The organism is Hydrogenophaga sp. ANAO-22 (assembly GCF_042466645.1).
GTDB lineage: Bacteria > Pseudomonadota > Gammaproteobacteria > Burkholderiales > Burkholderiaceae_C > Hydrogenophaga.
Genome location: NZ_CP159956.1, coordinates 3,047,418 through 3,073,233, shown reverse-complemented (window position 1 = coordinate 3,073,233; position 25,816 = coordinate 3,047,418). Strand labels below are relative to the sequence as shown.

General features: G+C 65.1%; 23 protein-coding genes and 1 pseudogene. 21 read left to right on the top strand and 3 right to left on the bottom strand.

The features are described 5' to 3' along the window. The first annotated feature begins 192 nt into the window (after positions 1-192). From ABSY19_RS14865 to ABSY19_RS14820, 10 genes and pseudogenes are all read left to right on the top strand, one after another. On the top strand, positions 193-1,218 hold the full coding sequence (locus ABSY19_RS14865) for an ABC transporter substrate-binding protein (protein WP_382152733.1): 1,026 nt from the start codon (positions 193-195) through the stop codon (positions 1,216-1,218). A 33-nt stretch (positions 1,219-1,251) separates the two neighbouring features. Next, positions 1,252-2,265 carry an ABC transporter ATP-binding protein gene (locus ABSY19_RS14860; protein ID WP_382152731.1) on the top strand — a complete coding sequence of 338 codons (1,014 nt, stop codon included), beginning with the start codon at positions 1,252-1,254 and terminating at the stop codon, positions 2,263-2,265. Then, entirely contained in the window at positions 2,262-3,107 is an 846-nt protein-coding gene (locus tag ABSY19_RS14855) for an ABC transporter permease (protein ID WP_382152728.1), read from the top strand. The genes ABSY19_RS14860 and ABSY19_RS14855 overlap by 4 nt, the downstream gene beginning before the upstream one ends. Beyond that, on the top strand, positions 3,104-3,913 hold the full coding sequence (locus ABSY19_RS14850) for an ABC transporter permease (protein ID WP_382152726.1): 810 nt from the start codon (positions 3,104-3,106) through the stop codon (positions 3,911-3,913). Before ABSY19_RS14855 ends, ABSY19_RS14850 begins: the two co-directional genes overlap by 4 nt. Then, positions 3,910-4,191: a (2Fe-2S)-binding protein gene (locus ABSY19_RS14845; protein WP_382152723.1), complete on the top strand. Its 282-nt coding sequence runs from the start codon at positions 3,910-3,912 to the stop codon at positions 4,189-4,191. Before ABSY19_RS14850 ends, ABSY19_RS14845 begins: the two co-directional genes overlap by 4 nt. After that, positions 4,188-5,552, top strand: coding sequence for an FAD-dependent oxidoreductase (locus ABSY19_RS14840; protein ID WP_382152720.1), 1,365 nt, complete (start codon positions 4,188-4,190; stop codon positions 5,550-5,552). The genes ABSY19_RS14845 and ABSY19_RS14840 overlap by 4 nt, the downstream gene beginning before the upstream one ends. Further along, on the top strand, positions 5,549-6,685 hold the full coding sequence (locus ABSY19_RS14835) for an NAD(P)/FAD-dependent oxidoreductase (RefSeq protein WP_382152717.1): 1,137 nt from the start codon (positions 5,549-5,551) through the stop codon (positions 6,683-6,685). Before ABSY19_RS14840 ends, ABSY19_RS14835 begins: the two co-directional genes overlap by 4 nt. Positions 6,686-6,935: 250 nt before the next feature. Further along, a complete protein-coding gene (locus ABSY19_RS14830; RefSeq protein ID WP_382152714.1) occupies positions 6,936-8,003 on the top strand; it encodes a porin in 1,068 nt (355 codons plus the stop codon). 98 nt (positions 8,004-8,101) lie between these two features. Then, positions 8,102-8,338 (top strand): annotated as a pseudogene (locus ABSY19_RS14825) (hypothetical protein); the annotation flags it as partial. Between the two features lie 15 nt (positions 8,339-8,353). Next, on the top strand, positions 8,354-9,211 hold the full coding sequence (locus ABSY19_RS14820; protein WP_382163812.1) for an NAD/NADP octopine/nopaline dehydrogenase family protein: 858 nt from the start codon (positions 8,354-8,356) through the stop codon (positions 9,209-9,211). Between the two features lie 303 nt (positions 9,212-9,514). Here ABSY19_RS14820 and ABSY19_RS14815 read toward each other — a convergent pair whose 3' ends face one another. Together ABSY19_RS14815 and ABSY19_RS14810 are read right to left on the bottom strand one after the other, a co-directional pair. Beyond that, positions 9,515-9,910 (bottom strand): hypothetical protein, encoded by a 396-nt coding sequence (locus ABSY19_RS14815; RefSeq protein WP_382152711.1) that lies wholly within the window; start codon positions 9,908-9,910, stop codon positions 9,515-9,517. Positions 9,911-9,951: 41 nt separating this feature from the next. Further along, a complete protein-coding gene (locus ABSY19_RS14810; RefSeq protein ID WP_382152708.1) occupies positions 9,952-11,403 on the bottom strand; it encodes a hypothetical protein in 1,452 nt (483 codons plus the stop codon). A gap of 258 nt (positions 11,404-11,661) precedes the next feature. Here ABSY19_RS14810 and ABSY19_RS14805 point away from each other — a divergent pair, with 258 nt between their 5' ends. Genes ABSY19_RS14805 through ABSY19_RS14795 form a run of 3 tightly spaced genes read left to right on the top strand, consistent with a single transcriptional unit; the run spans position 11,662 to position 14,415 of the window. Beyond that, entirely contained in the window at positions 11,662-12,918 is a 1,257-nt protein-coding gene (locus ABSY19_RS14805; RefSeq protein ID WP_382152705.1) for an FAD-dependent oxidoreductase, read from the top strand. 48 nt (positions 12,919-12,966) lie between these two features. Next, entirely contained in the window at positions 12,967-13,707 is a 741-nt protein-coding gene (locus tag ABSY19_RS14800; RefSeq protein WP_382152702.1) for an SDR family oxidoreductase, read from the top strand. A 48-nt stretch (positions 13,708-13,755) separates the two neighbouring features. Then, complete coding sequence (locus ABSY19_RS14795) at positions 13,756-14,415, top strand: hypothetical protein (protein ID WP_382152699.1); 660 nt, start codon at positions 13,756-13,758, stop codon at positions 14,413-14,415. A 73-nt stretch (positions 14,416-14,488) separates the two neighbouring features. Here ABSY19_RS14795 and ABSY19_RS14790 read toward each other — a convergent pair whose 3' ends face one another. Continuing rightward, entirely contained in the window at positions 14,489-15,232 is a 744-nt protein-coding gene (locus tag ABSY19_RS14790; protein WP_382152696.1) for a TetR/AcrR family transcriptional regulator, read from the bottom strand. A 279-nt stretch (positions 15,233-15,511) separates the two neighbouring features. Here ABSY19_RS14790 and ABSY19_RS14785 point away from each other — a divergent pair, with 279 nt between their 5' ends. The 8 genes from ABSY19_RS14785 (at position 15,512) to ABSY19_RS14750 (ending at position 25,814) form a co-directional block, all read left to right on the top strand. Next, on the top strand, positions 15,512-17,089 hold the full coding sequence (locus ABSY19_RS14785; protein ID WP_382152693.1) for an ABC transporter substrate-binding protein: 1,578 nt from the start codon (positions 15,512-15,514) through the stop codon (positions 17,087-17,089). 21 nt (positions 17,090-17,110) lie between these two features. After that, positions 17,111-18,052 (top strand): ABC transporter permease, encoded by a 942-nt coding sequence (locus ABSY19_RS14780; RefSeq protein WP_382152690.1) that lies wholly within the window; start codon positions 17,111-17,113, stop codon positions 18,050-18,052. A 22-nt stretch (positions 18,053-18,074) separates the two neighbouring features. Then, positions 18,075-19,016, top strand: a complete 942-nt coding sequence (locus ABSY19_RS14775; RefSeq protein ID WP_382152688.1) for an ABC transporter permease — start codon at positions 18,075-18,077, stop codon at positions 19,014-19,016. A gap of 2 nt (positions 19,017-19,018) precedes the next feature. Further along, positions 19,019-20,656, top strand: a complete 1,638-nt coding sequence (locus ABSY19_RS14770; protein ID WP_382152685.1) for an ABC transporter ATP-binding protein — start codon at positions 19,019-19,021, stop codon at positions 20,654-20,656. Beyond that, complete coding sequence (locus ABSY19_RS14765; RefSeq protein ID WP_382152682.1) at positions 20,653-22,149, top strand: M81 family metallopeptidase; 1,497 nt, start codon at positions 20,653-20,655, stop codon at positions 22,147-22,149. The genes ABSY19_RS14770 and ABSY19_RS14765 overlap by 4 nt, the downstream gene beginning before the upstream one ends. Positions 22,150-22,175: 26 nt before the next feature. Further along, a complete protein-coding gene (locus tag ABSY19_RS14760) occupies positions 22,176-23,468 on the top strand; it encodes an aspartate aminotransferase family protein (protein WP_382152679.1) in 1,293 nt (430 codons plus the stop codon). Next, positions 23,465-24,511: a phosphotriesterase gene (locus tag ABSY19_RS14755; protein ID WP_382152676.1), complete on the top strand. Its 1,047-nt coding sequence runs from the start codon at positions 23,465-23,467 to the stop codon at positions 24,509-24,511. The genes ABSY19_RS14760 and ABSY19_RS14755 overlap by 4 nt, the downstream gene beginning before the upstream one ends. Positions 24,512-24,698: 187 nt before the next feature. Next, on the top strand, positions 24,699-25,814 hold the full coding sequence (locus ABSY19_RS14750; RefSeq protein WP_382152673.1) for a porin: 1,116 nt from the start codon (positions 24,699-24,701) through the stop codon (positions 25,812-25,814). Positions 25,815-25,816 lie beyond the last annotated feature (2 nt).

Here is a 25,816-nt window from a genome sequence, read left to right as displayed (position 1 = left end):
CGCGTCGGGCATACCGGCAGACGCAGGCCCCTAGGAGCGTCGGTGAGCAATCGAAGCCGCCAGTCCGCAGCAGTGAAGATCTTCTGCAAATACATACGATTCGTGGATGAATAGATCAGTTAATAGTATTTGTTGGATATGTCAAGTTGGCGAAGAATAACCTCACTCATGTCATCCATAAAGGTGCCGATCATGAAAATATCACTGGTTGCAGGTATGGCCGCCATTGCGGTGACGGTCCATGCGCAGAGCGTCCCCACGCTCTACGTGGCGGGCTACGGTGGTTCATCTGAGAAGGTTTTTCGCGAGCAAGTCATTCCGATCTTTGAGAAAGTCCAGAAGGCCAAAATCGAGTACGTGGCCGGCACCTCCGCGACCAACCTGGCCCGCCTGCAGGCCGAACGCGCAAAACCTGAAATCGACGTCGCGGTCCTCGACGATGGACCGATGCAGCAGGCCATCTCGCTGAAGCTCTGTGAGCCGATCGCTAAGTCGAAGGAGTTCGACGCCCTGAACCCCATTGCCCGTTTCTCTGGGGATCGCGCTGCGGGAGTCGGGGTAGTGGCGACAGGAATCGCTTACAACAAGGACGAATTCAAAGCGCGTGGCTGGCAATCGCCCACATCGTGGCGCGACCTGGCTGACCCCAAATACAAGGGCCAGTTGCTAATTCCCAGCGTCAACAACAGCTACGGTCTGCACGCGCTGGTAATGCTGGCTCGCTCCTATGGCGGGAGCGAAAGCAACATCGAGCCTGGCTTTCAAGCAATAGAGAAGTTTGCACCGAATGTTGCCTCCTTCGAGAGCACGTCGAGCAAGATGTCTGAGCTGTTTCAAACAAGGGCTGTCTCCATCGGCGTGTGGGGCAGTGGTCGTGCTCAAGCGCTGGCGGAAACGGGTTTCCCTTTGGCCTTCGTCTATCCGAAGGAGGGCGTCGTCGCGCTGTTTACCTCGGTATGCCCCGTTTCTGGCAGTGACCAACCCGAACTTGCTCAAGCCTTCGTGCGACACCTGATGTCACCGCAGATTCAGATCATCCTTGCAAAGGGGGCGGGATGGGGGCCAACCAACAAGAGCGTCGAGCTTGATCCGGAAACTGCCGGCAAAGTTGTGTATGGCCCGCAAGCTTTCGCCAAGCTGATCGCCCCGAATCTTCAGCTCCTGAACGAACAAAAATCCGAATGGGCTAAACGGTGGGCGCGCCGCGTTGAGAGATAGCGAATTTGTGCGTGAACAGCGATAGGAAACAAGATGGCATTTCTAGAGATAAGAGGGCTGACGAAGTCATACGCCGGCGTCGTTGCGGTTGACGGCGTAGACCTCGACATCGAGCAGGGCGAGTTGGTATGCCTGCTTGGGCCCTCGGGCTGCGGCAAGACGACCACCTTGCAAATGATTGCGGGTTTTGTAGAAGCAAGCGCCGGGAGAATCACGCTTTCAGGTCGGGATCTGCTGCGAGTTCCAGTGCAGAGCCGCGGTATCGGCATCGTGTTCCAGAGCTACGCCCTTTTCCCCCACATGACCGTCGAGCAGAACGTCGCGTTTGGTCTGGAGATGCGCGGCATCAAGGTGGACGAGCGGTCGCGACAGGTGAAGAAAGCCTTGGACGCCGTCAGGCTGACTGCTTTCGCACTCCGCTATCCCAAGCAGTTGTCCGGTGGCCAGCGCCAGCGCGTGGCCTTGGCACGTGCAATGGTCATCGACCCGCCGCTGCTTCTGCTCGATGAGCCGTTGTCCAATTTGGACGCGCAGTTGCGCGAGGAGATGCAGGTAGAGTTGCGTCGCGTTTGCCGAGACGCCGGTCTCACGGCCGTAATGGTGACGCACGATCAGGCCGAGGCGCTCGCCTTGGGCGACAAGATTGCCGTACTGAACAACGGACGACTGGAACAGGTCGGGCCGCCCGCGCAAATTTACGACGCACCGCGAACCACCTTCGTTGCGGGCTTCATTGGCAAGATGAACCTGTGGAACACCGAGCAGTGGCGTGCCGTCGTTCCGGGTGTGGACGTGGGTAGCGGTGCTGTCGGGTTACGGCCGCAGGTGCTGCGCTTCTGTGAGCAGCATGAGGCCCGCTTGCAGGGCAGGGTCGTAGCGCGTGTTTATCAAGGCGACCATCTGATATACGTGGTGAACACACAGCTCGGTGAGGTTCTGGTGCAGTTGCCGACACACCAGCGTCCAGCTCCAGGAGAGCAGGAATCGGTAGGCCTCACTTGGTCCGATGCCGATCTGCACCGGGTTGACGGCAAGGTGGAATCATGATTCGGTCCGCGCGCTCCTTCGCGCTAACCGTGCCAGCGCTGGCACTTTACGCCGCCATACTGGCGGTCCCGCTGGTACTCATGCTTGCCCTGAGCTTTCGTGTGGACGCACAGGACGAGGGTTGGACCGTTAAGCACTACGTCGAAGTGTTGGGGGACAGCTACTTCTGGAGCGTGTACGGCCGTACGTTGTCAATGTCGCTTCTGGTGATGGTTATCTGCGTGGTGCTTGGCATTGCGCAGGCCTACGTCATCTACAGAATGGACCGGCGCTGGCAGGGCCTTGTCCTGCTCATCGTGCTGGCGCCTCTTCTAGTGGCTGTGGTTGTTCGCACTCTGGGCTGGGCGCTGCTGTTGGGGCCAGCGGGCCCCGTCGTCAGTGTCATGACGCGATTTGGGTGGGTGGAGCCCAACTTCACTTTGTTGCAGTCGATGACAGGTGTGGTGATCGCGTTGGTGCACGTATTGGTCCCCTTCGTTGTTATCTCGGTATGGACCAGCCTGCAGCGCCTTGAGGGAGACACATTGCGTGCGGCAGTCTCGCTCGGGGCGGGCCAATGGACGTTGCTGCGCCGGTTGGTGTTACCGCAAGTGGTGCCCGGCGCGTTATCCGGCGCGGTGGTTGTGTTCTCACTGGCGGCCACGGCGTTTGCGACACCGGCGATCGTTGGTGGTCGACGCTTCAAGGTTGTGGCTACCGCGGCCTATGAGGAGTTTCTGAGCAACATGAATTGGCCTTTGGGCTCAGCCCTCGCGGTCCTGCTTCTGGTGGTGAACATTGCCATCGTGGTCGGCATCAACAAGGTCGTTGTAAAGCGCTACGCCCAGGTGTTCGAATCATGAAAAACGGTCCTTTTGCACTGATTTTTCATTGGCTCTTCGTCGCTTTCCTGGCCTCACCGCTCGTGATGGTGGTTCTGGTCTCGCTGACGGCCAACAACTACCTGTCCTTGCCCACCAACGGAATGTCGCTGCGCTGGTACGAGGCCATGCTACAGAACAAGCAGTTCATTGCCGCCTTCAAAAACAGCTTGTGGCTGGGCGTGGCTTCGGCGTCGTTCGCGGTGCTGTTGTCCATTCCCGCCGCGTTGGCGATCGCCCGCATGCACTTTCCAGGGCGCGACACGATCGCGACGGTACTGATGTCGCCATTGCTGGTGCCTCACCTGGTGCTGGGCATTGCATTTCTGCAGTTCTTCGCGCTGACCAGCATGCGCGGCAGCTTCGTCGGTTTGGCGCTAGCCCATACGGTCGTGGTGATGCCGTATGCACTGCGTCTGCTGATGAGCGCGTACACCGGCATGGACGGGAGCATTGAACAGGCGGCACGCTCACTGGGAGCGTCGGCTTTCACTGCGTTTCGACGCGTCACGCTGCCGTTGGCATTGCCGGGGGTGGTAAGTGGCTGGCTGATGGCATTCATTCACAGCTTTGACGAGACGACGATGACCGTCTTCCTGGCTTCGCCTTCCATGACGACGTTGCCTGTCCGCATCTACCTGCACATTGAGGAGACCGTAGATCCCATGGTGGCCGCGGTTTCCTCCACGCTGATCTTCTTGGCATTGGCACTTATGGTTGTGCTGGATCGTGGCTTTGGCCTGGATCGCCTGCTATCCGGCGAGGGTGCGAAGGGAGACACACGATGACGGTGCGCTTCGACGACGTGGCACTTGCCGATGCAGTCGGGACGGTGGTCATCACCGTCAACGGTACGCCGCGCGATGTAGCCGAGGGGATCAGCTTGGCGGCAGCGCTGCTTCGTGGGGGCGAGGTGACGCTGCGCACACATCCGGTCACGCAGTTGCGACGTGCGCCGTACTGTCTGATGGGCGTATGTTTTGAATGTGTGCTCGAGGTAGACGGTCGGCAGCAGCGCGCCTGCATGACGCGCGTCAGAGCCGGAATGGATGTGAAGACGGTATGAAGACGCAATACGACCTGATCGTGATTGGCGCGGGACCGTCCGGGATAGCGATGGCCAGTGAATGCGCGCAAGCGGGTATGGAGGTGCTTCTTCTCGATGAGCAGCTCGAGGCTGGTGGGCAGATCTATCGCGGCGTGTCAAGGTCGCGTCTACGTGCGGCAAAGATCTTCGACGAAAACTACTGGCGGGGCGCGAAGCTGGTGAACACGCTGAAATGCGAAAAGCTTACTCATGTCGCGGGTGCGCGGATCTGGCATGCGTTACCGTCCGGTGAGGTCTGGTTTAGCGTCAGCGGGGAATCGACCCGAGCCAGTGCGAAAACTCTGGCCATCGCGATCGGCGCCCGCGAGCGGCCTGTGGCCATCCCTGGCTGGACGCTGCCAGGCGTCTTCACGGTTGGCGCGGCGCAGGTGATGCTCAAGAGCGCCGCGATAGCCGTCCACGGCGCTGTGCTTGCCGGATCGGGTCCACTGCTCTACCTAGTCGCGGCACAGTACATCGCTGCTGGCCGGAAAGTTCGGGCTCTGCTCGACACGACGCCTTGGCGCAATTACCCGGCCTCTCTTCGTGCGCTTCCAGGCGCAATTGGCCACGGACAGCTCTACAAGGGGTTGAATCTGCTGGCTCGGATCCGGCTGGCGGGCGTTGCGGTTCACAACTGTGTAAGTGAACTGCGCATCCACGGCGACACAGCGGTAGAGGGGATTGGCTGGAAGGCACGTGGCAAGACGCACCGACTGCCGTGCGATGCCGTATTGCTGCATGAAGGCCTTGTGCCCAACGTTGAACTTGGCTTGGCCCTGGGCTGTGATTGGTCCTGGTCATCGGAGCGTCGCGCCTGGGAGCTGACCGTCGGCGAGAACGGTGAAACGTCGCAGCCGAATATCTACGCCCTCGGGGATTGCGCCCGCATCGTGGGTGCTGACGCGTCGGAAATTCAGGGTCGGTTGGCCGCCTTGCATCTTGTGCGCAACACGACAGGTCAGCAGCTATCTGCGCGGGAGACATCGCTGGTGCATGAACTGCGCAAGCACATGCGGTTGCGGCGCTTCCTGGATCGCCTGTACTCGCCAAGCGATCGCAACTTGCTCGCGAGCGACCCGAGCACGGTGGTGTGCCGATGTGAGAGCGTGACGATCGGGACACTCGCTCCCCTCATGGGACGCGCGAATGGCAATCTGAACTTTGTGAAAAGCTTCACTCGCTGCGGTATGGGGCCGTGCCAAGGTCGAATGTGCTCACATTCAGTGGCGGCTCTTGGCCGTGAGGGCCAACTTCCACTCAGCGCTCCTCCGCGCCAACGCCTGCCCCTTTCGCCAATCACGATCGGTGAATTGGCGGCTGTTAAGGATGACGAGTGACAACATTCACGACTCAGGTTGCCATCGTCGGCGCAGGGATACAAGGCTGTGCAGCGGCTCGGGAACTGGCATTGCGAGGGGTGGACGTACTGGTCCTTGACTCGGAGTACGCGGGCCGACATGCATCTGGCGTCAACGCGGGGGGCGTACGGACCCTCGGACGGCATATCGCAGAGCTACCCCTGGCGCTGGCTTCGAAGCGCCTGTGGACACGTATCGGCGAATTGGTGGACGACGATTGCGGATACCGCCAGTCGGGGCAATTGAAGATCGCCACCAGTGCCGGGACCTTCGAAGCGCTGCGTGTTCGCAGTGACCGGATCGCTGAGTCTGGTCTACCGCATGTGGAGCGTCTGTTGACGCCACTCGAAGTACGCGACCTCGTGCCTGCCTTCGTCGGACCAATCACCGGAGCCGCTTATGTCGTCGACGATGGAAGCGCGCTGCCATTTCGAACGACCCAGGCCTTTCGTCGCAAGGCAGAAAGCCTCGGCGCTCGCTTTGTCGAAGGTGCGTCCGTTCACTCGGCATCGAGAGTCGGAGGTGAGTGGCGACTTCTCACGAAAAACGGACACGAGATTCACGCCAATCAGGTGATCAACTGTGCAGGAGCCTGGGCCGCATCCGTCGGTAGCATGTTCGGCGACAAACTTCCCATCCAGCCCAACGGCTCGATGCAGATCGTCACCACTCGTTTGGCACCTTTTCTATCCCCTGTCGTCAGCGTCTTTGGTCAAGCGCTATCTATCAAGCAGTTCGACAACGGCACGGTCGTGATTGGAGGTGGCCATCGCAGTCCTGTGGATCTATGCACTGCACGAGCGGAACTCACTTTGTCGGGCCTGGCACAGGCTGCCCGTCAAGCCTCAAAGTTCTTCCCGATCCTGATGCAGGCAACGATTGCGCGTTGCTGGTCAGGGATCGAGGGCTTCACACCCGATGGTCTGCCATTGATCGGCGTCGGCAGTGCGCCATCTGTGGTACACGCGGCGGGCTTCTCCGCACACGGTTTCCAGCTTGGCCCCGCAGTCGGTGTCGTACTGGCGGATCTGGTCACCACAGGCAACGCTTCCATTCAGATTTCGGGCCTTGACCCGCGGCGTTTCCGCGAGCTGTCCTCTGAATCTTCATAAAGGAGCGCGTATCGAAGATGTGAACTGAACCCGCCTCGAATAACGGATATCCGCGATCTTTTGAGACCGCGGTGGGCCTCCTTTTGCCGCGTCGCCCACGGCAAGCATTCGCCACTTCCACATCCCGCCGTTGTCATGTCATGGCAGGGAGGGGAGAACTTTTTTATCGCCCGCCTTGAGCACTGGATGCGAACTCCCGAGGGACCACGCAGGGGAGGAGCTACGCCTGGGCATTTTATAGGAACAACCCATGAAAAATCTCGCAATCTCCTCGGCACTGCTGGCGGCATCAAGCCTGGCAGTTGCTCAATCGTCCGTCACGCTGTATGGCGCAATCGACACGAACATCCAGCGAGGCTCGGGCAGCGTCGCAGATCGCACGCAAGTAGGTTCGGGCGGCACGGGGAGCTCACGACTGGGCTTTCGCGGCGTGGAAGACCTGGGCGGCGGACTGAAGGCCAGCTTCGCGCTCGAAGGCGGGTTTCTGGCTGACACTGGCACCGGCAGCACCACGAATACCAACAACCAGTCCACGGGTAACACCGGTGGCGGTGGCTTCACCTTCGGGCGTCGCTCGACCGTCAGCCTTTCGGGTGGTTGGGGCGAGCTGCGGCTTGGGCGGGACTATTCTGCGGCGTACTACAACCGCTTCGAATTCGATCCGTTCGGCAACAGTGGCGTCGGTGCGTCACAAGCCTACGTAGGCGCGCTCACTGGCCCCATCCCCACGCGCGTGTCCAACGCGATCATGTACTTCACGCCACAAAACCTCGGCGGGTTCTATGGGCTGGTCCAACACTATCTTGGAGAAAATCCAAGCAACGCCGGCGCGACGAAAGATGACGGTACTGGCAGCGGTCTGCGCTTCGGGCACAAGGCTGGTCCGCTCAATGTCGCTATTTCGGCCACGCACACCAACTACGCGACCACGGCCACGACCGGCAACATCACTTCGGCCAACCTGGGCGCGAGCTACGACTTGGGTGACTTCTCGCTCATGGGCGGCTACTACCGCGAGAAGGTTGATACCTTGGCCGGTCTCACCGGGCGCGGCCCGCAAATTGGCGGTAGATATCGAGTGGGGAACGGAGAGTTCAAGGCGCAGTGGTCTGCCTACAAGACTTCAGGCGCAGGCAATCCCCAAACCAAAAAGATCTCACTGGGCTATGTGCACAACCTTTCCAAGCGCACATCGCTGTATGGAACTTTCGCCCGGGTGAACAACAGTGGTGGTGCGACTGCCGCGCTCAATGGTTCGAGCACAGCGGCAAACCGGTCATCCTCCGGATTCGACTTGGGCGTACGACACAACTTTTAAGCGATGGGGTCCCTAGGTTTGGCATCGGGGCGTCCCGATGCCTTTTTTGTTGATCAATGGTTGTTGCCTGTGAAGAAAAATAGCTTGAAGGACATGTTGTGAAGATTGGCCTAATTGGATCCGGGCCGATAGCCTTGGGGTATGCGGCACTCTTGTTGCACCGAGGCTATGAACCTTGCATATGGTCGCCGCGCGACTCGCTACCGAGGACCTCTCTGCGAGGCACACGAATCGCTGCTCGCGGGCTGCTCGACTCGACCGTCGAGGTTGAGATCGCCCTGTCACCGCAGGAGGTGGCAGCATCTGATGTCATCGTGCTGTGCGTCCGGGGCAATGGGTACAAGTCTGTGATGGAGGCTTTGGCACCGCATCTCAATACCAAGCACCTCGTGATTGTCAGCTCGCATTGTTCGCTGGGGGCGCTGTACCTGTCGCGACTGCTGGCCAGCCGGAACATGGTCGTTCCGATTCTCGCCCTCCCGACCACCGTCTTGACGGGCTCGATGAACGACGGCGATGTGTATGTCAAGACGTTGCGCAGCGAAGTTGATGTTGCAGCAGTGCCGTCAGCTGCTTTGCCCGCTGGGCTGTCGGTTCTCCGGGATCTGTTTGGCGATGTATTCGTCGAAGGTCAGGACCTATTGACGATTGCGCTCAGCAATTTGAACCCACAGCTGCACATGGCTGGTGCTGTCCTGAACTACACGCGAATGGAGCGGGGTGAGCGCTGGGACGTCTTCGGCGGTATCACCCCGTCAGTAGGTCGCCTGATAGGGCGGCTCGACGATGAGCGACTGGCCATCGCATCGGCCTTCGGCGTGAGAGTCAGAACGGCTCGCGAACATTACCTCAAGTCCTTTAGTGGATTGCCCTCCGCAGGCCGCATACATGAGTTCGCCGAGGCTATTGCCGCCCAGCGGCCTACTGGTACGCCGGGACCCACAACGCTCGAAAGCCGCTGGCTGACAGAGGATCTTCCATTCGGCATCGCAACTACGATCGAGTTGGGCAAATTGACGGGCGTGGCAACACCATTGCACGAGGCAGGCTTGGAGATTCTGAGCGCCGCAGCCGGACGAGACTACCGTCGAGAGAACGACATCCTTCCGGCTCTGGGGCTCAAGGACATGACGCCGATGAAGCTACAAGCGGCTGCGCGTGGAGGATGGCCACTACCAGTACCTCGATCTCCCGCACCACCTACCTGAATCGGCTGCAGTCGATCGGAATCACTCGCAGAACTTTGCCAGCACTGCGCTTGGGCGCTGAAGTCGTTCGGAAACGGACTGCCATGCGCTTGTCGGGAAAGGGAGTTCTGACGTGCAATGGCCAGCCTGAATCCGTAGACACGAGGAAGTCCAGCTTATTTGCTCTCCCTCAAGCAGAAAGTCCAGTTTTCCCACGTTTGAAGGTCACAGGAAGTGCAAGATAAGTTGGACAACCCTTGTTTTCGAAGGGCCGCATGTCCAGCAACATTGGTCTCTCTCATCTGACGAATCAACGGCCCGCCGTCATTGGTCAGCTTTGTGTGCTGAATCCCATGAAAGCACGCACAGCCTGACGGAGATCTTCTCCTTAAACCAAGGCATTGCGCCGCCGGGCTGGTGGATCGAAAGACCCAGGACCTTGTCTTCCAGGCGGCTCTCGGCATTGAAAAAATGCGCGGCCGCTTCGGTTGAGACCAGCGCGGGTGACAACAGGAAACCGGTCTGGCCCGCCTCGCGCAGATACCGGAAATCGGTGCTCCCCATCGGGGTGGCGATCGTCATGCGAAGAACGGGGGGGCCGGTCAACACGCTCAGGATCCGTCCGAGCCAGGTGGTTTCCACGTCCATCTCGGCCCAAACCGCTTGATCCGGGCCCACGGAGGGAATCAGCAGGGGCAGATCGAACTCCGTTTCAGACATGCGGCACCGCTCGGACTGCGCCAGCGGCGAAGCACGGCGCGTCAACAGCAGGGCGTTCGGCGTCTGCCGGTCAACTTGGTACTGCCGCCGGTAGGCTCCCAGGGTGAGCGGATCTTCCTGGGCTGCGTAGCGGCCATCGATGGGCACGACGCTGAAAACCACCGACCGCGGAGCCTGCGGGCTGGCGAGGAAATCCGCGTTGCGCGCCGACATGTAGCGGCTGGTGGCAAAGTAGGACTGAAATGCGGGCCGCGAGGCGATCGGCAACCCCGACGCGTAAGCCAGACTGAACTCGAAGGGGAAGACATCGATGGGGCCTTCAACGCCCACAAATGGCAGGGCTGAGCGTGCCTCCATGAGCGCCGTCTCGTGGTGACGGCGCCTGTCGGCATCCGAGGCGGCCCGGTATCCTGGGTCCAGCACATAGCGGATGCGATTCTCCACAGCGTGGACGTATCCTGTGATGTAGCCCCCTGCGGCAGCAAGGATGCCGAGATGTGGATGACCAGCAAAGCCGCGGCCATCGCCACTGCGGCAATCACACGCCGATGGTAGCGGGTCGGAACATCGACGCTTGGGCTCCCAAGTTGCACGGCGCACAGCAAGGCCAGCGCGAGAAACGAAGCTCCGGGGTTCGCGCCATGCCGAACAAAACCCATCTTGTAGGCCACCAGCAGATACCCCAGCGTGAGGAGGCTGAGCACGGTGCTGGCAGGATGGGTCATGCGCAGCGTCGCAGCGAGAAGGACTGCGGCGCCAACGATGTAGGCGCCATGCAGCGCGAACGGCGCGGGCAGTCCCATGTCCGCGTTGTAGGCCAGCGAGACATCGACATAGCCGCGCAGAAAGGCGAACACGCCTGAGACATCCTGGCCAGACAACCAGAACAGCAGGACGAAGGACAAGACAAAACACACGGGGACAATGGGCCGGTAGTCCCGCACGGTGAAGCGGTAGAGGCTCGCCAGGACAAGGGCGGGCAAGGTAAAGAACAGGGCGTTCGCCTTGACCAGGCATGCAAACGCGGCGGCGAACGCGAGCAGAACCGAAAGCGCGAGTTGCGCGGCATGGCCCTGCTGTCTGCGGCATTCATGGTGGCACAGCAGCAAGGCCGGCAGGAGCAGGTACACATCCCGCCAGATGCCCATCAGCAGGGTCAGGCCCCCCCAGGCCAGCAAAGCCCCTGCGCTCCTGATTTGCAGTACCAGGAAACAACCGATGCCCACCATCAGCAGGAAGGCGGCCTTGTAGAGCAGCCTTTCCTGATGGGATTGTTCGAAGTAAATGACCGACTCGATGAAAGACAACGGCCCGTAGTTGAATAGGATCTGACTGCCGTGCTGAAGTTTGTTTTCGTGGGCGTACCCCAGCATCACGTGCCAGGACAAATCGAGCCCGCGCATTGACGGTGCGAAATCCCCGTACAGCAAATACCCGAGCATGAACAGCGTTCCGGCAAGCGGCACCGCGAAAGAGAGAAGTCGGGTTTTCATGGATGGATGGACATCGAGCGAGAACTGTTTTTTTTATCGGCGAACCCTGCGGCCGTTGTCCATTCCAGCCCATGGCATGGACAACTCCCATGCTAGCATCGCCGCCATGCGTCCACCTTGCCTCTCCATCACCATGCGATGCATTGGTGGCCCCATCGGCCTGGCATTGGACTGCACCATCGACCGCGAAAGCGTTGCACCCCAGGCGGCCTGATGGAGTTGCATGGCTGGGGTCGCTATCCGAGGCAGGAAGCCCATGTGGCCGAGCCGCTGTCGAGACAGCAGTGCATGCGTGCCGTGCCTGGCGCCTTGCCACTGATCGCTCGCGGACGGGGGCGAAGCTATGGCGACAGTGCGCTGGGCCCCCAGGTTCTTTCAACCCGCTATCTGGATCGGTTTCATGACTTTGATCCGGAGACGGGTGTGCTTTCCTGCGATGCAGGTGTTTCGCTGGATGACATTCTGCGAACCTTCGTGCCACGCGGCTGGTTCCTGCCCGTCATGCCCGGCACACGCTTCATCACCGTCGGAGGTGCCATTGCCAGTGACGTCCACGGAAAGAACCACCACCGTGACGGCACCTTCAGCGCCCATGTTGCGTCGATCCGGATTCTTTTGGGCAACGGGGAGTGCGTGGGTGCGTCCCCATCCGACAAGGCCGAGCTTTTCCACGCCACCTGTGGCGGGATGGGCCTGACCGGCGTCATCGTGTCCGCCGTGTTGCGGCTCAAAGCCATCACCGCCAGCGACATCCTGGAGACCAGGATCAAGACACCCAGCCTGGACGCGGTGCTCGAGGCCTTTGACGCGCATGCCGCAAGCGCCTATTCGGTCGCCTGGATCGACTGCATGGCGCGTGGCCCCCACCTGGGCCGCTCCATTCTCGTCATGGGGGAGCAATGCACCGAAGGCCCGCTGGTCGCACAACAGGTCAAGGCCCTTGGAATACCTGCCGAAATGCCCTCGGGTTTGCTCAATCGAGCGGTGGCCAAGATGTTCAATGCCGCCTATTACGGCCGGGCACGCGCCAATGCGCAAAAGTCGCGCAAGCCGTTCGAGTCATTTATTGCCCCGCTGGATGCCATTACCGGGTGGAGCAGCTTGTATGGCCGCCCTGGATTTCTGCAATACCAGTTTGTATTGCCCAAGGCATCCGGCGCGGACGGATTGCGGGAAATACTCCAACACATCGGTCAATCCAGACTCGGTGCTTTCCTCGCTGTTCTGAAATTGTTTGGCGACGCCAATGCCAACCCGTTGAGTTTCCCCCTGAAAGGGTATTCGCTGGCGGTGGATTTCAAAGCGGAAGCCGCGACATTTGAACTGCTCGACGTGCTGGACGGCATCGTTGCCGCGCATGGCGGGCGGCTGTATCTGGCCAAGGATGCGCGGATGAGCGAAGCCATGTTCAAGGCGGGTTACCCACGGTGGCAGGAGTTCGAGGAGGTGCGCGCCCGCTGGCATGCCCACGGCAAATTCAGCTCGACCCAGTCGCGCCGCCTGGGCCTGGCGTAAGCGCTGCACGCAGACACGCCCTTCAGATTCATCTGGACCCAACAAATCATGACGAGAATTTTGATCATCGGTGCGACTTCAGCCATCGCGAAAGCGACGGCGCGTCGCTGGGCGCGCGAGGGGCATGAGCTCTATCTGGTCGGGCGCGACACGGATCATCTGCACGAGATCGCGGGCGATCTGAAAGTTCGCGGCGCTCAGTCGGTCCAGTGTGCGGCGCTGGACGTGAACGACTTCGCACAGCATGCCGCTGTGATCGACGCCGCCGCAGGCGCCCTCGGGGGGCTCGACGTGGCCCTGATTGCCCACGGCACATTGGGCGATCAAAAAGCCTGTGAGCAGGATTTCCAGGCCGCGCTCCAGGAACTGAACACCAACGCCATCAGCGTCATTTCGTTGCTCACCCATCTGGCGAACCGATTTGAAGCGCAAAAGCAGGGCGCCATCGTCGTTCTCGGCTCGGTGGCCGGCGATCGCGGCAGGCAATCCAACTACGTGTACGGCACCGCGAAAAGTGCCGTGGCGACGTTCCTGCAAGGCCTGCGCAACCGATTGCACAAGTCGGGCGTCCAGGTCTTGACGATCAAGCCGGGGTTCGTGGACACACCGATGACGGCGGCATTCGACAAGAAGGGGCCGCTTTGGAGTTCTCCCGATGCCATCGCCCAGGAGATTCTTCGCGGCATCGCCAAGCGACGCGATGTCGTCTACGCACCCTGGTTCTGGTGGGGCGTGATGGCCATCATCCGGTCCATTCCCGAGCGCCTCTTCAAGAGGTTGTCGCTCTAACCCGTGCCGACCAGCGGCGAGGTCGGCGCTTGTGTCAAAGTCGCGGTCATGACTTCCCGCACGAGCAGCGCCGCCGATTTCCTTCTGGCGCCTGAGGTTCAACAGATCCTCAAAACCGTTTTCGCCAACCCCACCCAACCGCACTCGAGGTCCGCGCTCGCCAAGGCGACGCAGCTGACGCCCGACGATGTCGAGCGCACGCAGCAGCACCTGCTGCAAAGCGGCATTCTGATCCAGCACCCCGCCGAAGCCGATGGCGAGGCCGGGCCGGTGAGCGCCAACACCGGCTTCGTCTTCTACGCCGAGCTGCGCCGCATCGCGCTCAAGTCCTTCGCCGCGGCGGAACCGCTGCGCGCCATGCTGCGCACCAAGTTCAAGGACTCGGTGCTGCAGGCCGTGCTGCTGGGCGAGGACGCCGAGGGCACGCTGAACCTGCTCATCGTGCACGGCGAACGCCTGCCCGAGGCCGCCGCCATGGCGGCGGCCTGCCAGAAGCTGCGGGGCACATTGGGGCGCCACCTTCAGGTGCACGTGCTGAGCCACGCCTCCTTCGAGGCCCATGCGGCGCGAACCCAGTTGGCGCAGCGCCTGGCCTCGGGCGAAGCGATGCAGATCCTCGCCCCGGGCGAGACCAAAGCCCAGGCGCCCAGCGGGCGCGGTGGGCTCTTGCAGGCCGCCAAGGCGCGCTTGACGGCGTTCAGGCTCTGACCGGGCTCAGCCCTTCAACAGCGCGCGCGATGGCACGCCAAAGCAGACACTTTGGCGCCCGGCGGCGGCCGCCTCAGCTCGCCTGGGGTGCCTCGCCGCGAAGAAAGACCTCGAGGCCCCCGAGAAAAATCTCGACATGGGCATCGAAGCTGCTGTTGAGCGGCACGTCGGTGCCGTTCTGCCAGCGCAGGATGAAAGCGCGGTTGGCCAGCAAGGGCAGGTAGCGCACCAGCGTGGGATTGGCCAGCGGGTCGATGGAGCGCACCCGGCCTTCCAGCGCGGTGGCCCAGCCCTCGGGATCGTCGGTGGGCAGGGGCGCCAGTTCCATCGTCATGAAACCCATCATCGCGGAGATGACGCAGTTGTAGGCCTCGCGCAGGTTGGCCTCGGTGGCGCCCGCTTCCAGCAGGGCCTGGATGACGCCTTCGATCAGGTCGGTGCTCAAGGCGCCGTTCGACGCCAGCTGCGCACCGATCAACTGCGCCACGTTGGGGTGCTTGCGCACGGACTTGCGGTAGCGGTTGAACAGCTTGCGCATCCAGGCGCGCCAGTCGCCGTCGCCGCGCGGCGGCACCACACCGGCCATCACCAGATTCGACACCTCGGCCAGCAGCGCGTCCTTCGACGCCAGGTGCCAGTAGATGGTGCTGGGGTACACGTCCAGCGAGCGCGCCACGTCCCGCATGCTGAACGCATGGATGCCCACCCGGTCGATCTGGGCAAGCGCCACCTCGACGATGAGCTCGCGCGTGATGGTGCTGTTGGTGGGCCTTCCCGCCGTCTTGCGGGCGGGCTTGGAGGAAGCTGAGGGGGGCATGGCGTCGGGACGGCGTTGAGGATGCCGGGCCGATGGTACACGCTCCACCCCCGTGCGACGCACCCTTCCCGGGCACGCCCACCGACCCGTTTGGTGCGTTGCGCGCACCGTTGTCGGGCAAGGGCCCCAGCCTGCCGCCTAGGGTTATCCCTCTCCTGTCGCCCTGCTCCATCCGACAAAATCTAATTATCCAGTGAACAATAAAGTAATTGTCCTGCGTGGCATATTGCTTGCTTGAAGCTGAACGTCCCCACTCAACGTGTCCACCAAGGAATGCCCATGCCCTTCACGCGCCGCTTCATGTTCGCCTCCACCCTGGGGGCTGCCCTCGTCCTCGCGGCGTCGTCCGCCCTGGCGCAGGGCAGCACGTTCCGCCTGGTGCCTTCGTCCGATCTGAAGGTGCTGGACCCGGTCTGGACCACGGCCGTGGTCACCCGCAACCACGGCTACATGATTTACGACACGCTCTTCGGCACCGACGCCAAAGGGCGCATCCAGCCGCAGATGATCGAGTCCCACAGCGTGAGCAGCGATGGCAAGAGCTGGATGTTCAAGCTGCGCGCCGGCCTGGCCTTCCACGACGGCCAGCCGGTGACGGCCGAGGACGTGCTCGCCTCGCTGGCGCGCTGGGCCAAGCGCGACCCCATGGGCCAGCGCATGTACGCCGTGCTGGACAAGGCCGAGGCGGTGTCGGCCGGCAGCTTCCGCCTGGTGTTCACCGAACCGTACGGCGTGGTGCTCGAGTCCCTGGGCAAGCCCTCGTCCCTGGTGCCTTTCATCATGCCCAAGCGCATCGCCGACACACCGGCCGACAAGCAGATCGCCGAGCACATCGGCTCGGGCCCGTACGTCTTCAAGGCCGACGAGTTCCGCCCGGGCGAACGCGCCGTCTACCTGAAGAACGACAAGTACGTGCCGCGCACCGAAGCCCCCTCGGGCACCACCGGCGGCAAGACGGTGAAGGTCGATCGCGTGGAGTGGGTGGTGCTCAAGGACGCGCAGACGCAGGTCAATGCCCTGGTCAACGGCGAGGTCGACATGCTCGAGTCCGTGCCCTTCGAGCACTACAACGCCCTGAAGGCCAACAACCGCATCATCACCGCGGCCGCGGCCGGCGGGCAGTACCTGCTGCGCTTCAACCACCTGGTGCCGCCGTTCAACGACGTGCGGGTGCGCCAGGCCGCCATGCTGTCCATGAACCAGGACGCGCTGCTGCGCACGCAGGTCGGCATTCCCGAGCTGTACAAGACCTGCATGTCGGTCTACCCCTGCGGCTCGCCATTGGCCTCGACCAAGAGCCTGGGCTTCACCGACAAGCCGCAGTTCGCCAAGGCGCGTGAACTGCTCAAGGCCGCGGGCTACAAGGGCCAGCCGGTGGTGCTGCTGCACGCCACCGACAACAGCCTGCTGGCCAAGCTGCCGCCGGTGGTGGCGCAGCTGCTGCGCCAGGGCGGCTTCACCGTCGACATGAAGTCGATGGACTGGGGTTCCGTGGTGGCGCGCCGCGCCAAGAAGGAGCCGGCGAGCCAGGGCGGCTGGGACGCCTTCGTGACCTACTGGGGCACCGAGGACGCGCTGAACCCGATCAACTACGCCCCGCTGTCGGCCAACGGCGAAGCCGGCTGGTTCGGCTGGGCCAGCGACGAGCGCCTGGAGCAGCTCCGCTCCGCCTACGCGCGCGCCACCACCGAAGCGCAGCGCAAGCAGCTGGCCGACGACATCCAGGTGCGCGCCTACGAGATCGGCGCCTTCGCCCCCATGGGCGAGCTGCTGCGCCCGGTGGCCTTCCGCAAAGGCGTGGTCAGCGGCGTGCTCGTCGGAGCGACCAACGTCTACTGGAACATCAGCAAGCCCTGACGCACCGCCGGTCCCCACGCCATGTACACCTTCATCGCCCGCCGGCTGCTTTCGACGCTGCCGGTCCTGATCTTCGTCGCGGTCTTCGTGTTCCTGATCCTGCGCATGACGCCCGGCGACCCCGCGGCGCTCATCGTGGGCGACATGGGCACCGAGGCCGACCTCGCCCGCGTGCGCCAGAGCCTGGGGCTGGACGGTTCGCTGTTCTCGCAGTTCCTGATCTGGATCGGGGAGCTGCTGCGCGGCGACCTGGGCGAGTCCTACTACTTCAAGACCAGCGTGGCCACGCTGATCGCGCAGCGCCTGGAGCCCACGCTCTCGCTGGCCGCGCTCACCATCGTGCTGGCCGTGCTGATCGCCGTGCCGCTGGGCGTGCTCGCGGCGGCGCGCCACGGCGGCTGGCTCGACCGCATGCTGATGGGTTTCTCGGTGCTGGGCTTTTCGGTGCCGGTGTTCGTCATCGGCTACGCGCTGATCTGGCTGTTCGCCCTCAAGCTGGGCTGGCTGCCGGTGCAGGGTTATGCGCGCCTCTCTTCGGGCGTGGGCCCCTGGCTCGCGAACCTGGTGCTGCCCGCCATCACGCTCTCGCTGGTCTACACCGCGCTGATCGCGCGGGTCACGCGCGCGGCGGTGTCGGAGGCCTTGACCGAAGACCACATCCGCACCGCGCGGGCCAAGGGCCTGGCCGAGCGCGCCGTCCTCATGCGGCACGCGCTGGCCAACGCGGCCGTGCCCATCGTCACCGTGATCGGCATCGGCATCGCGCTGCTGATCGGTGGCGTGGTGGTCACCGAGACCGTGTTCGCCATCCCCGGCCTGGGCCAGCTCACCGTGGACGCGGTGCTCTCGCGCGACTTCCCGGTCATCCAGGGCGTGATCCTGCTGTTCTCGGTGGTCTACGTGCTCATCAACCTGCTGATCGACCTGAGCTACGTGCTGCTGGATCCGCGCATCCGCTACTGACCGACCTGCCCGAATGACGACCATGACCTCCGATCCCCGCGACCTGCCCTCCGTGGCCCCCGAAGAAGCCACGCCGGCTCGCCAACGGCCCTCCACCTGGCGCCTGGTGCGCGCCAACGGCGCCGTGCGCGTCGGCGCCTGCGCGCTGGCCCTGCTGAGCTTCGTGGCCCTGGCCGCGCCCTGGCTGGGCACGGTGGACCCCTCCGCCATCGACCCGGCCAGCATCAACATCGCGCCCGGCACGCGCGCGCCCTTCACCGACCTGGCCGGCGATGCCAGGGACCATCTCTTCCTGCTCGGGGCCGACGGCTTCGGGCGCGACACCTGGAGCCGCATCGCCTACGGCGCGCGCGTCTCGCTGCTGGTGGGCGTGGCGGTGGCCGTGCTCGCCATGCTGGGCGGCGGCCTGATCGGCCTGGTGGCCGGCTACTTCCGCCGCCTCGACGGCGTGCTGATGCGCCTCATGGACGGCTTCATGGCCATCCCCAACATCCTGCTGGCCATCGCGCTGGTCTCGATGTGGCGCGCCAGCCTGCTGACCATCGTGGTGGCCATCGCCATTCCCGAGATCCCGCGCGTGGCGCGGCTGCTGCGCTCCATCGTGCTCTCGGTGCGCGAGGAACCGTACGTGGAAGCCGCCGCCGCGCTGAACACACCGACCTGGAAGATCCTCTGGCGCCACATCCTGCCCAACGCCGTGGCCCCGCTGATCGTGCACGCCACCTACGTCTGCGGTTCGGCCATGCTGGTCGAGGCCATTCTCTCCTTCCTCGGCATCGGCCTCTCGCCCGAGATCCCGACCTGGGGAAACATCATGTCCGAGGGCCGCGTCAACTTCAACGAACACCCCGAGAACGTGCTGTTCCCGGGCGCCTTCCTGGCGCTGACGGTGCTGGCCGTGAACATCCTCGGGGACGGCCTGCGCGACACGCTGGACCCCAAACTGCGCCGCCGCGGAGCCTGACCATGACCCTTTCCAACGCCGCCATCGAGCCCGTGCTGACGGTCCACGACCTCACGGTGCAACTGCCCCCCAACGCCGACCGGCCCCATGCGGTCGAGCGCATCGGCTTCGAGGTCTTCGCCGGCCAGACCACCTGCCTGCTGGGCGAATCGGGCTCGGGCAAATCCGTCATCGCGCAGACCGTGATGCGCCTGCTGCCGCCCGCCGTGTCGCCCGTGCGCGGCAGCGTGCGCCTGCTCGGCGAAGACGTGCTGGCCATGCCGGTGGAGCGCCTGCGCCGCGTGCGTGGCGAGCGCATGGCCATGATCTTCCAGGAGCCCATGACCGCGCTCAACCCGGTCATGACCTGCGGCCAGCAGCTCGACGAGATGCTGGCCGTGCACACCGATCTCTCGCCCGCCGAGCGGCGCGAGCGCATCCTCGAGGTGTTCGGCCGCACGCGCCTGCCCTCGCCCCCGCGCATCTTCGGCGCCTACCCGCACCAGCTCTCGGGCGGCCAGCGCCAGCGCGTGATGATCGCCATGGCGCTGATCCTCAAGCCCGCGCTGCTGATCTGCGACGAGCCCACCACCGCGCTGGACGTGACCACGCAGGCCGAGATCCTCAAGCTCATCCGGGAACTGCAGCGCGAGAACGGCACCGCCGTGCTCTTCATCACGCACGACTTCGGCGTGGTGGCCGAGATCGCCGACCACGTGGTGGTGATGCGACTGGGCGAGATGGTCGAGCAGGGCCCCAAGCTCGCGGTGCTGCAGGCGCCGCGCGAGCCCTACACCCGCATGCTGCTCTCGGCCGTGCCCGGTCTCGAGCCGGTGCGGCGCGCGCCCGTGGCCGAGGCCGCGCCCCTGATCGAGGCGCGTGGCCTGGCCAAGACCTACAGCACGCGGCGCCTCTTCGGCGGCCGCAAGGACGTGCACGCCGCGCGCGACGTGTCGCTGCGCGTGCGCCCCGGCGAGACGGTGGGCATCGTGGGCGAATCGGGCTCGGGCAAGTCCACCGTGGCGCGCTGCATCGCGCGCCTGATCGACCCCAGCGCGGGCGAGGTGCTGTCGCACGGCGAGGCCGTGGAGAAAGCCAGCGGGCGCCGGCTCAAGGCGTTCCGCGAGCAGGTGCAGGTGGTGTTCCAGGACCCCTACCGCTCGCTCAACCCGCGCCAGACCGTGGGCGAGTCCATCATCGAAGGCGCGGTCAACGCCGGCCAGCGCCACGAACAGGCCTGGGCCCGCGCCGAGGAGCTGATGCGCCTGGTGCGCCTGCGCCCGGACGCGCTGCACCGCTACCCGCACGAGTTCTCGGGCGGCCAGCGCCAGCGCATCTGCATCGCGCGCGCGCTGGCCTGCAACCCGCAGGTGCTGATCGCCGACGAAGCGGTCTCGGCGCTGGACGTGTCGGTGCAGGCGCAGATCCTCGAGCTGCTCGACGACATCCAGCAACGCCTGCGCATCGGCCTGCTGTTCATCACCCACGACCTGCGCGTGGCCAACCAGATCTGCGACCGCATCATCGTGATGCACCAGGGCGCCATCGTCGAGGAAGGGCCGGCGCACCAGGTGTTCGCCGACCCGGCCCACGCTTACACCCGCGCCCTGCTGGACTCGGTGCCCGGCCGCGGCTTCGCCTTCCACGGAGCCACGGCATGAGCGCCCCCCAAGTGGTGGTGGCCCGGCTCAGCCACGAGAGCCACGCCTTCAGCCGGCTGCGCACCACGCTGGCCGAGTTCGGCCGCGAGGAGCTGCTGTTCGGCGACGAGATCGTCGAGCGCATGCGCGGCACGCGCACCGAGCTGGGCGGCATCATCGACGCCGCGCAGGCGCAGGGCTGGCAGCTCGTGCCCACGGTCAGCGCCTGCGCCTCCACCGCCGGGCCCGTCACCCGCGCGGCCTACGACGCGCTCACCGAGCCCATGCTGCGCGCGCTGGCCGAGCACCCTCACGTGGCCGCCGTGGTGCTGTCGCTGCACGGCGCGATGTTCGTCGAAGGCCTGCCCGACCCCGAGGGCGATCTGCTGTGCCGCATCCGCCAGCAGGTCGGCCCGCGCGTGGTGGTCGCCGCCACGCTGGACCTGCACGCCAACGTCACCGACGCCATGGTGCGCTACGCCGACATCCTCACCAGCTACCGCACCACGCCGCACGTGGACCAGTACGAGGCCGGCCAGCGGGCCTGCGCGCTGGTGGGGCGCGCCCTGGCCGGCGAGATCCGCCCGCGCGTGCACCTCGCGCGGCGCGACATGATCGCCGGCATGGACCTGGGCCGCACGCTGCGCGAGGGCCCCATGACGCGCCTGCACGCCCGCGCGCGGGCCTGGGAGCAGCGCGAGGCGGCCGTGCTCGATGTGAGCCTGAACGCGGGCTACTACATGGGCGACGTCTACGAAGCCGGCCCCTCGGTGCTGGTGGTCGGCGACGGCGACGCCGCGCTGTGCCAGCGCGTGGCGGACGAGCTGATCGACGACGCCTACCGCTGGCGCGACCAGAAGACCGTGCACCTGCAAAGCGTCGACGAGGCGCTGGCGCGCTGCCGCGAGCCGGCCCAGGGCCGCGGCCCGCTGATCCTGGCCGACTACACCGACGGCCCGGGCGGCGGTGGCTACGGCGACGCCACCGCCCTGCTGCAGGCCCTGCTGGCCGCCAACCTGCCGGGCACGCTGGTGGGGCTGCTCCACGACCCCGAGAGCGCGCGCCAGGCGATCGAGGTCGGCGTGGGCCAGGCGCTGGACCTGCGCATCGGCGGCAAGACCGACCCGGCCTTCGGCGGCGGGCCCGTGGCCGTGCGCGCCCAGGTGCTCGCGGTCTCCGACGGCCGCTTCGTGCGCAGCGGCCCCTTCAAGACCGGCACACCGGCCTCCATCGGCGCCAGCGCCCTGCTGCAATGCGGCGAGGTGCAGGTCATCGTCGCCAGCAACCGCGTGCAGGCCGAGGAGCGCGGCCAGTACCGCGTGCTCGGCGTGGACGTCGAGCGGCTCAACGTGCTCGCCCTCAAGGGCATCAACCATTTCCGCGCCGACCTCGAACCCATCGCGCGCGGCATCGTGTTCGTGGAATCGGGCGGCATCCACGCCACCGACCTGCGCACCCTGCCTTACCGCAACGTGCGGCGCCCCCTCTGGCCGCTGGACGACACCGCCGGCTGATTTCCCCTGCTTTCTCTGACCATCACATGAACCTCGACACCGAACTGAGCCAGCTGCGCGACGCCTACGTGGCGCGCCACCCCCAGAGCCAAAGCCGCTACCAGGCGGCCACCGCCGTCATGCCCGGCGGCAACACCCGCTCGGTGCTCTACTACGACCCCTTTCCGCTGGCCATGGCCCGCGGCGAAGGCGCCCGCCTCTGGGACGCGGACGGCCATCCATACCTCGACTTCCTGGGCGAGTTCACGGCCGGCCTGTACGGCCACAGCCACCCGGTGATCCGCGAAGCCATCCAGGCGGCGCTGGACGGCGGCATCAACCTCACCGGCCACAACCTGCTCGAAGCGCGGCTGGCGCAACTGGTGACCAGCCGCTTCCCCTCGGTGCAGCGCCTGCGCTTCACCAACTCCGGCACCGAGGCCAACCTGCTGGCCATCGCGGCGGCCAAACACTTCACCGGTCGGCAGAAGATCCTCGTGTTCAAGGGCGGTTACCACGGCGGCGTGCTCACCTTCGCCGCCGGCCACTCGCCGATCAACGTGCCGCACGACTTCGTGCTGGGCACCTACAACGACCAGGCCGGCACCGCCGCGCTGGTGGCCGAGCACGCGAAAGACCTGGCCGCCATCCTGGTCGAGCCCATGCAGGGCGCTGGGGGCTGCATCGTCGGGCGCCCCGAGTTCCTGGCCGACCTGCGCCGCCTCGCCACCGAGACCGGCGCGCTGCTGGTGTTCGACGAGGTGATGACCTCGCGCCTGGCGCCGGGCGGGCGCCAGGCCGCCCTGGGCATCGCACCGGACATGACCACGCTGGGCAAGTACATCGGTGGCGGCATGTCCTTCGGCGCCTTCGGCGGCCGGCAGGACGTGATGGCGCTGTTCGACCCGCGCGCGCCGGGCCACCTGGGCCACGCCGGCACCTTCAACAACAACGTGATGACCATGTCGGCCGGCATCGCGGGTCTGAGCCAGATCTACACGCCCGAGGCGGCGGTGGCCTTCAACGCGCGCGGCGACGCGCTGCGCGAGCGCCTGAACGCGACCGCCCGGGCGCGCGGCACCCGCCTGCAGTTCACCGGCCTGGGCACGCTCATGAACCTGCACGCCACGCCGGGCGAGATCCGCCATTGCGACGACATCCCCGCCGCCGAACAGATCGTCAAGGACCTGTTCTTCTTCCACATGCTGGCCCAGGGTTTCTACGTGGCGCGGCGCGGCTTCATCGTGCTGTCGCTGCCGCTGACCGACGAGGACCTGGACCGCTTCCACGGTGCCTTCGAGGCCTTCGTGGACCGCTACGGCCAGGGCCTTCAGCCATGAGCACGGTTGAGCCCCGCCAAGGCCGCGTGCAGACCGTGCTCGGCCTGGTGGACCCCGCCGCGCTGGGGCCCACGCTCATGCACGAGCACGTCTTCATCGACCTCACGCCGCCCCCGCTGCGCCTGAACCCGCCGGCCGAGCAGGAAGCCGACATCGAGCTCTGCAACTGCTGGGGCATCGCCTACGGCCAGAAGCCCTTCATGCGCAACTACCGGCTGGACGAGACCGACGTGGCCGTGGCCGAGTTGCGCGACATGAAGGCCGCGGGCGGCGCCTCGCTGGTGGACCTCACGGTGGGCGGCCTCAACCCCCAGCCCGATCGGCTGGTGGAGGTGGCGCGCGCCACCGGCGTGCACATCGTCATGGGCTGCGGCCACTACGTGAACGACTACCAGCACCCGGCCAACCACACGCGAACGGCCGACGACTTCGCGCGCGAGATGGTGGAGCAACTCACCGTGGGCGCCTGGGGCACCCAGGTGCGCGCCGGCATCATCGGCGAGATCGGTTGCCAGGCCCCGTGGACGGACCTGGAGCGGCGCGTCATGCACGGCGCGCTCACCGCGATGCAGGCCACCGGGGCCGCGCTCAACGTGCACCCCGGGCGCGATGCCGACCAGCCCATGGAGGTGGTGGACTTCATCCGCGCGCGCGGCCTGCCGGTGGACCGCGTGGTCATCAGCCACATCGACCGCACGATCTTCGACGACGACCGGCTGCTGCGCCTGGCCGACACCGGCTGCGTGATCGAGTTCGACCTGTTCGGCTGGGAGCAGACCGCCTACCCGGCGGCCGACATCGACATGCCCAACGACGGCGCGCGGCTGCGCATGGTCAAGCTGCTGGTCGACCGGGGCCACCGCGATCAGGTGCTGATCAGCCACGACATCTGCACCCGCACCCGGCTGGGCCGCTACGGCGGCCACGGCTACCAGCACATCTTCGCCAACATCGCGCCGCGCATGCTGCGCCGCGGATTCACCCAGGCCGACGTGGACACCATCCTGGTGAAGACCCCGCGCCGCCTGCTGACGTTGATCTGAGCCAAGCGCACCCGCAAGCCATTTCCTTTCCCCCCGACAGAGCGCTGCGCGCGCGCCCCAGGGCGCACGTGCCGGGACTTCTGTTGCCCGAAAACGGCCGCAAGGCTCACCCAAGGCCCGGAGCACCCGCTCCGGAATCGCAACCGGCGCCACGCAGGCGCCACCACTGGCAAATGGAGCAAGCACTGTGAAACATTCGAAACTCGTTGGTCTGGCCTGCCTCGGCATGGTCGCGCTGAGCCCGCTCAGCGCATCCGCGCAAACGGCCCCCGCGCCCACGTCGAGCGTCAGCCTCTATGGGGTGCTGGACATCGGCCTGAGCCGGGTGAGCAACGTCGGCGGCAGCGGCATCACGCGCGTGGACGACGGCGTGTCCCAGGGCAGCCGCATCGGCTTTCGTGGGCGCGAAGACCTCGGTGGTGGTCTGGCCGCGATCTTCAACCTGGAGATGGGCGTGGCGACCGACAACGGCACGCTGCGCCAGGGCGGCCTGGCGTTCGGCCGCGCGGCCTTCGTCGGCCTGTCCGACCAGAAGCTGGGCCAGTTCACGGTGGGCCGCCAGTTCGACCAGATGGTGGGCGCCCTGCTGCGTTACCACCCGGGCTTCAACACCGGCATCTACGGCATGACGCCGGGCGACGCCGACCGCGTGGCCGGCGCCTGGCTGGACAACCAGATCACCTACGTGAGTCCCGACCTCGCCGGCTTCAAGGTCGCGGTGCAGCGCGCGCTCTCCGAAGGCGGCACCAGCGCGACCAACGCGGGCAACGCCTGGAGCGCCAGCGCGACCTACGGCAACGGCCCGTTCAACCTGGGCGTGGCCACCACCAGCATCCAGGGCCACACCGTGCGCCCGGGCAGCAGCTACGGCGTGTCGCAGTTCCTCGGCACCCCGCTGGCCACCGCGGCCACCGCCTTCGTGCTGCCCGAGTACCAGGCCACCGGCATCGGCGCCTCCTACGCCTTCGGGCCCGCCACCGTGGCGGCCCTGACCACGCGCTCGACGTTCGAGCTGGCCAACGGCGCCTCGGACGCGATGAAGACGGTCGGCCTCTCGCTGTCGTACAAGCTCGGCGAGCTGATCCTGTCCTCGGGCGTGCAGCGCGCCAAGCTGGCGTCTTCCGCCTGGACCACCGTGACGCTGGGCGCCGACTACTACCTCTCCAAGCGCACCGACGTGTACGTGACCTACAACGCGCGCAAGGCCTCGGGCCCGAACACGCGCGCGGTGCTGGTGACCAACGGCCCGTCGTCCGACGACAGCCAGAACGCGCTGCGCGTGGGCATCCGCCACCGCTTCTGATC

Excerpts from the sequence above, each read along its gene's own strand:
- ABSY19_RS14865 (WP_382152733.1), top strand. The coding sequence starts at position 193 with ATGAAAATATCACTGGTTGCAGGTATGGCCGCCATTGCGGTGACGGTC.
- ABSY19_RS14860 (WP_382152731.1), top strand. The coding sequence starts at position 1,252 with ATGGCATTTCTAGAGATAAGAGGGCTGACGAAGTCATACGCCGGCGTC.
- ABSY19_RS14855 (WP_382152728.1), top strand. The coding sequence starts at position 2,262 with ATGATTCGGTCCGCGCGCTCCTTCGCGCTAACCGTGCCAGCGCTGGCA.
- ABSY19_RS14850 (WP_382152726.1), top strand. The coding sequence starts at position 3,104 with ATGAAAAACGGTCCTTTTGCACTGATTTTTCATTGGCTCTTCGTCGCT.
- ABSY19_RS14845 (WP_382152723.1), top strand. The coding sequence starts at position 3,910 with ATGACGGTGCGCTTCGACGACGTGGCACTTGCCGATGCAGTCGGGACG.
- ABSY19_RS14840 (WP_382152720.1), top strand. The coding sequence starts at position 4,188 with ATGAAGACGCAATACGACCTGATCGTGATTGGCGCGGGACCGTCCGGG.
- ABSY19_RS14830 (WP_382152714.1), top strand. The coding sequence starts at position 6,936 with ATGAAAAATCTCGCAATCTCCTCGGCACTGCTGGCGGCATCAAGCCTG.
- ABSY19_RS14820 (WP_382163812.1), top strand. The coding sequence starts at position 8,354 with ATGGAGGCTTTGGCACCGCATCTCAATACCAAGCACCTCGTGATTGTC.
- ABSY19_RS14815 (WP_382152711.1), bottom strand. The coding sequence starts at position 9,910 with ATGTCTGAAACGGAGTTCGATCTGCCCCTGCTGATTCCCTCCGTGGGC.
- ABSY19_RS14810 (WP_382152708.1), bottom strand. The coding sequence starts at position 11,403 with ATGAAAACCCGACTTCTCTCTTTCGCGGTGCCGCTTGCCGGAACGCTG.
- ABSY19_RS14800 (WP_382152702.1), top strand. The coding sequence starts at position 12,967 with ATGACGAGAATTTTGATCATCGGTGCGACTTCAGCCATCGCGAAAGCG.
- ABSY19_RS14795 (WP_382152699.1), top strand. The coding sequence starts at position 13,756 with ATGACTTCCCGCACGAGCAGCGCCGCCGATTTCCTTCTGGCGCCTGAG.
- ABSY19_RS14790 (WP_382152696.1), bottom strand. The coding sequence starts at position 15,232 with ATGCCCCCCTCAGCTTCCTCCAAGCCCGCCCGCAAGACGGCGGGAAGG.
- ABSY19_RS14785 (WP_382152693.1), top strand. The coding sequence starts at position 15,512 with ATGCCCTTCACGCGCCGCTTCATGTTCGCCTCCACCCTGGGGGCTGCC.
- ABSY19_RS14780 (WP_382152690.1), top strand. The coding sequence starts at position 17,111 with ATGTACACCTTCATCGCCCGCCGGCTGCTTTCGACGCTGCCGGTCCTG.
- ABSY19_RS14775 (WP_382152688.1), top strand. The coding sequence starts at position 18,075 with ATGACCTCCGATCCCCGCGACCTGCCCTCCGTGGCCCCCGAAGAAGCC.
- ABSY19_RS14770 (WP_382152685.1), top strand. The coding sequence starts at position 19,019 with ATGACCCTTTCCAACGCCGCCATCGAGCCCGTGCTGACGGTCCACGAC.
- ABSY19_RS14765 (WP_382152682.1), top strand. The coding sequence starts at position 20,653 with ATGAGCGCCCCCCAAGTGGTGGTGGCCCGGCTCAGCCACGAGAGCCAC.
- ABSY19_RS14760 (WP_382152679.1), top strand. The coding sequence starts at position 22,176 with ATGAACCTCGACACCGAACTGAGCCAGCTGCGCGACGCCTACGTGGCG.
- ABSY19_RS14755 (WP_382152676.1), top strand. The coding sequence starts at position 23,465 with ATGAGCACGGTTGAGCCCCGCCAAGGCCGCGTGCAGACCGTGCTCGGC.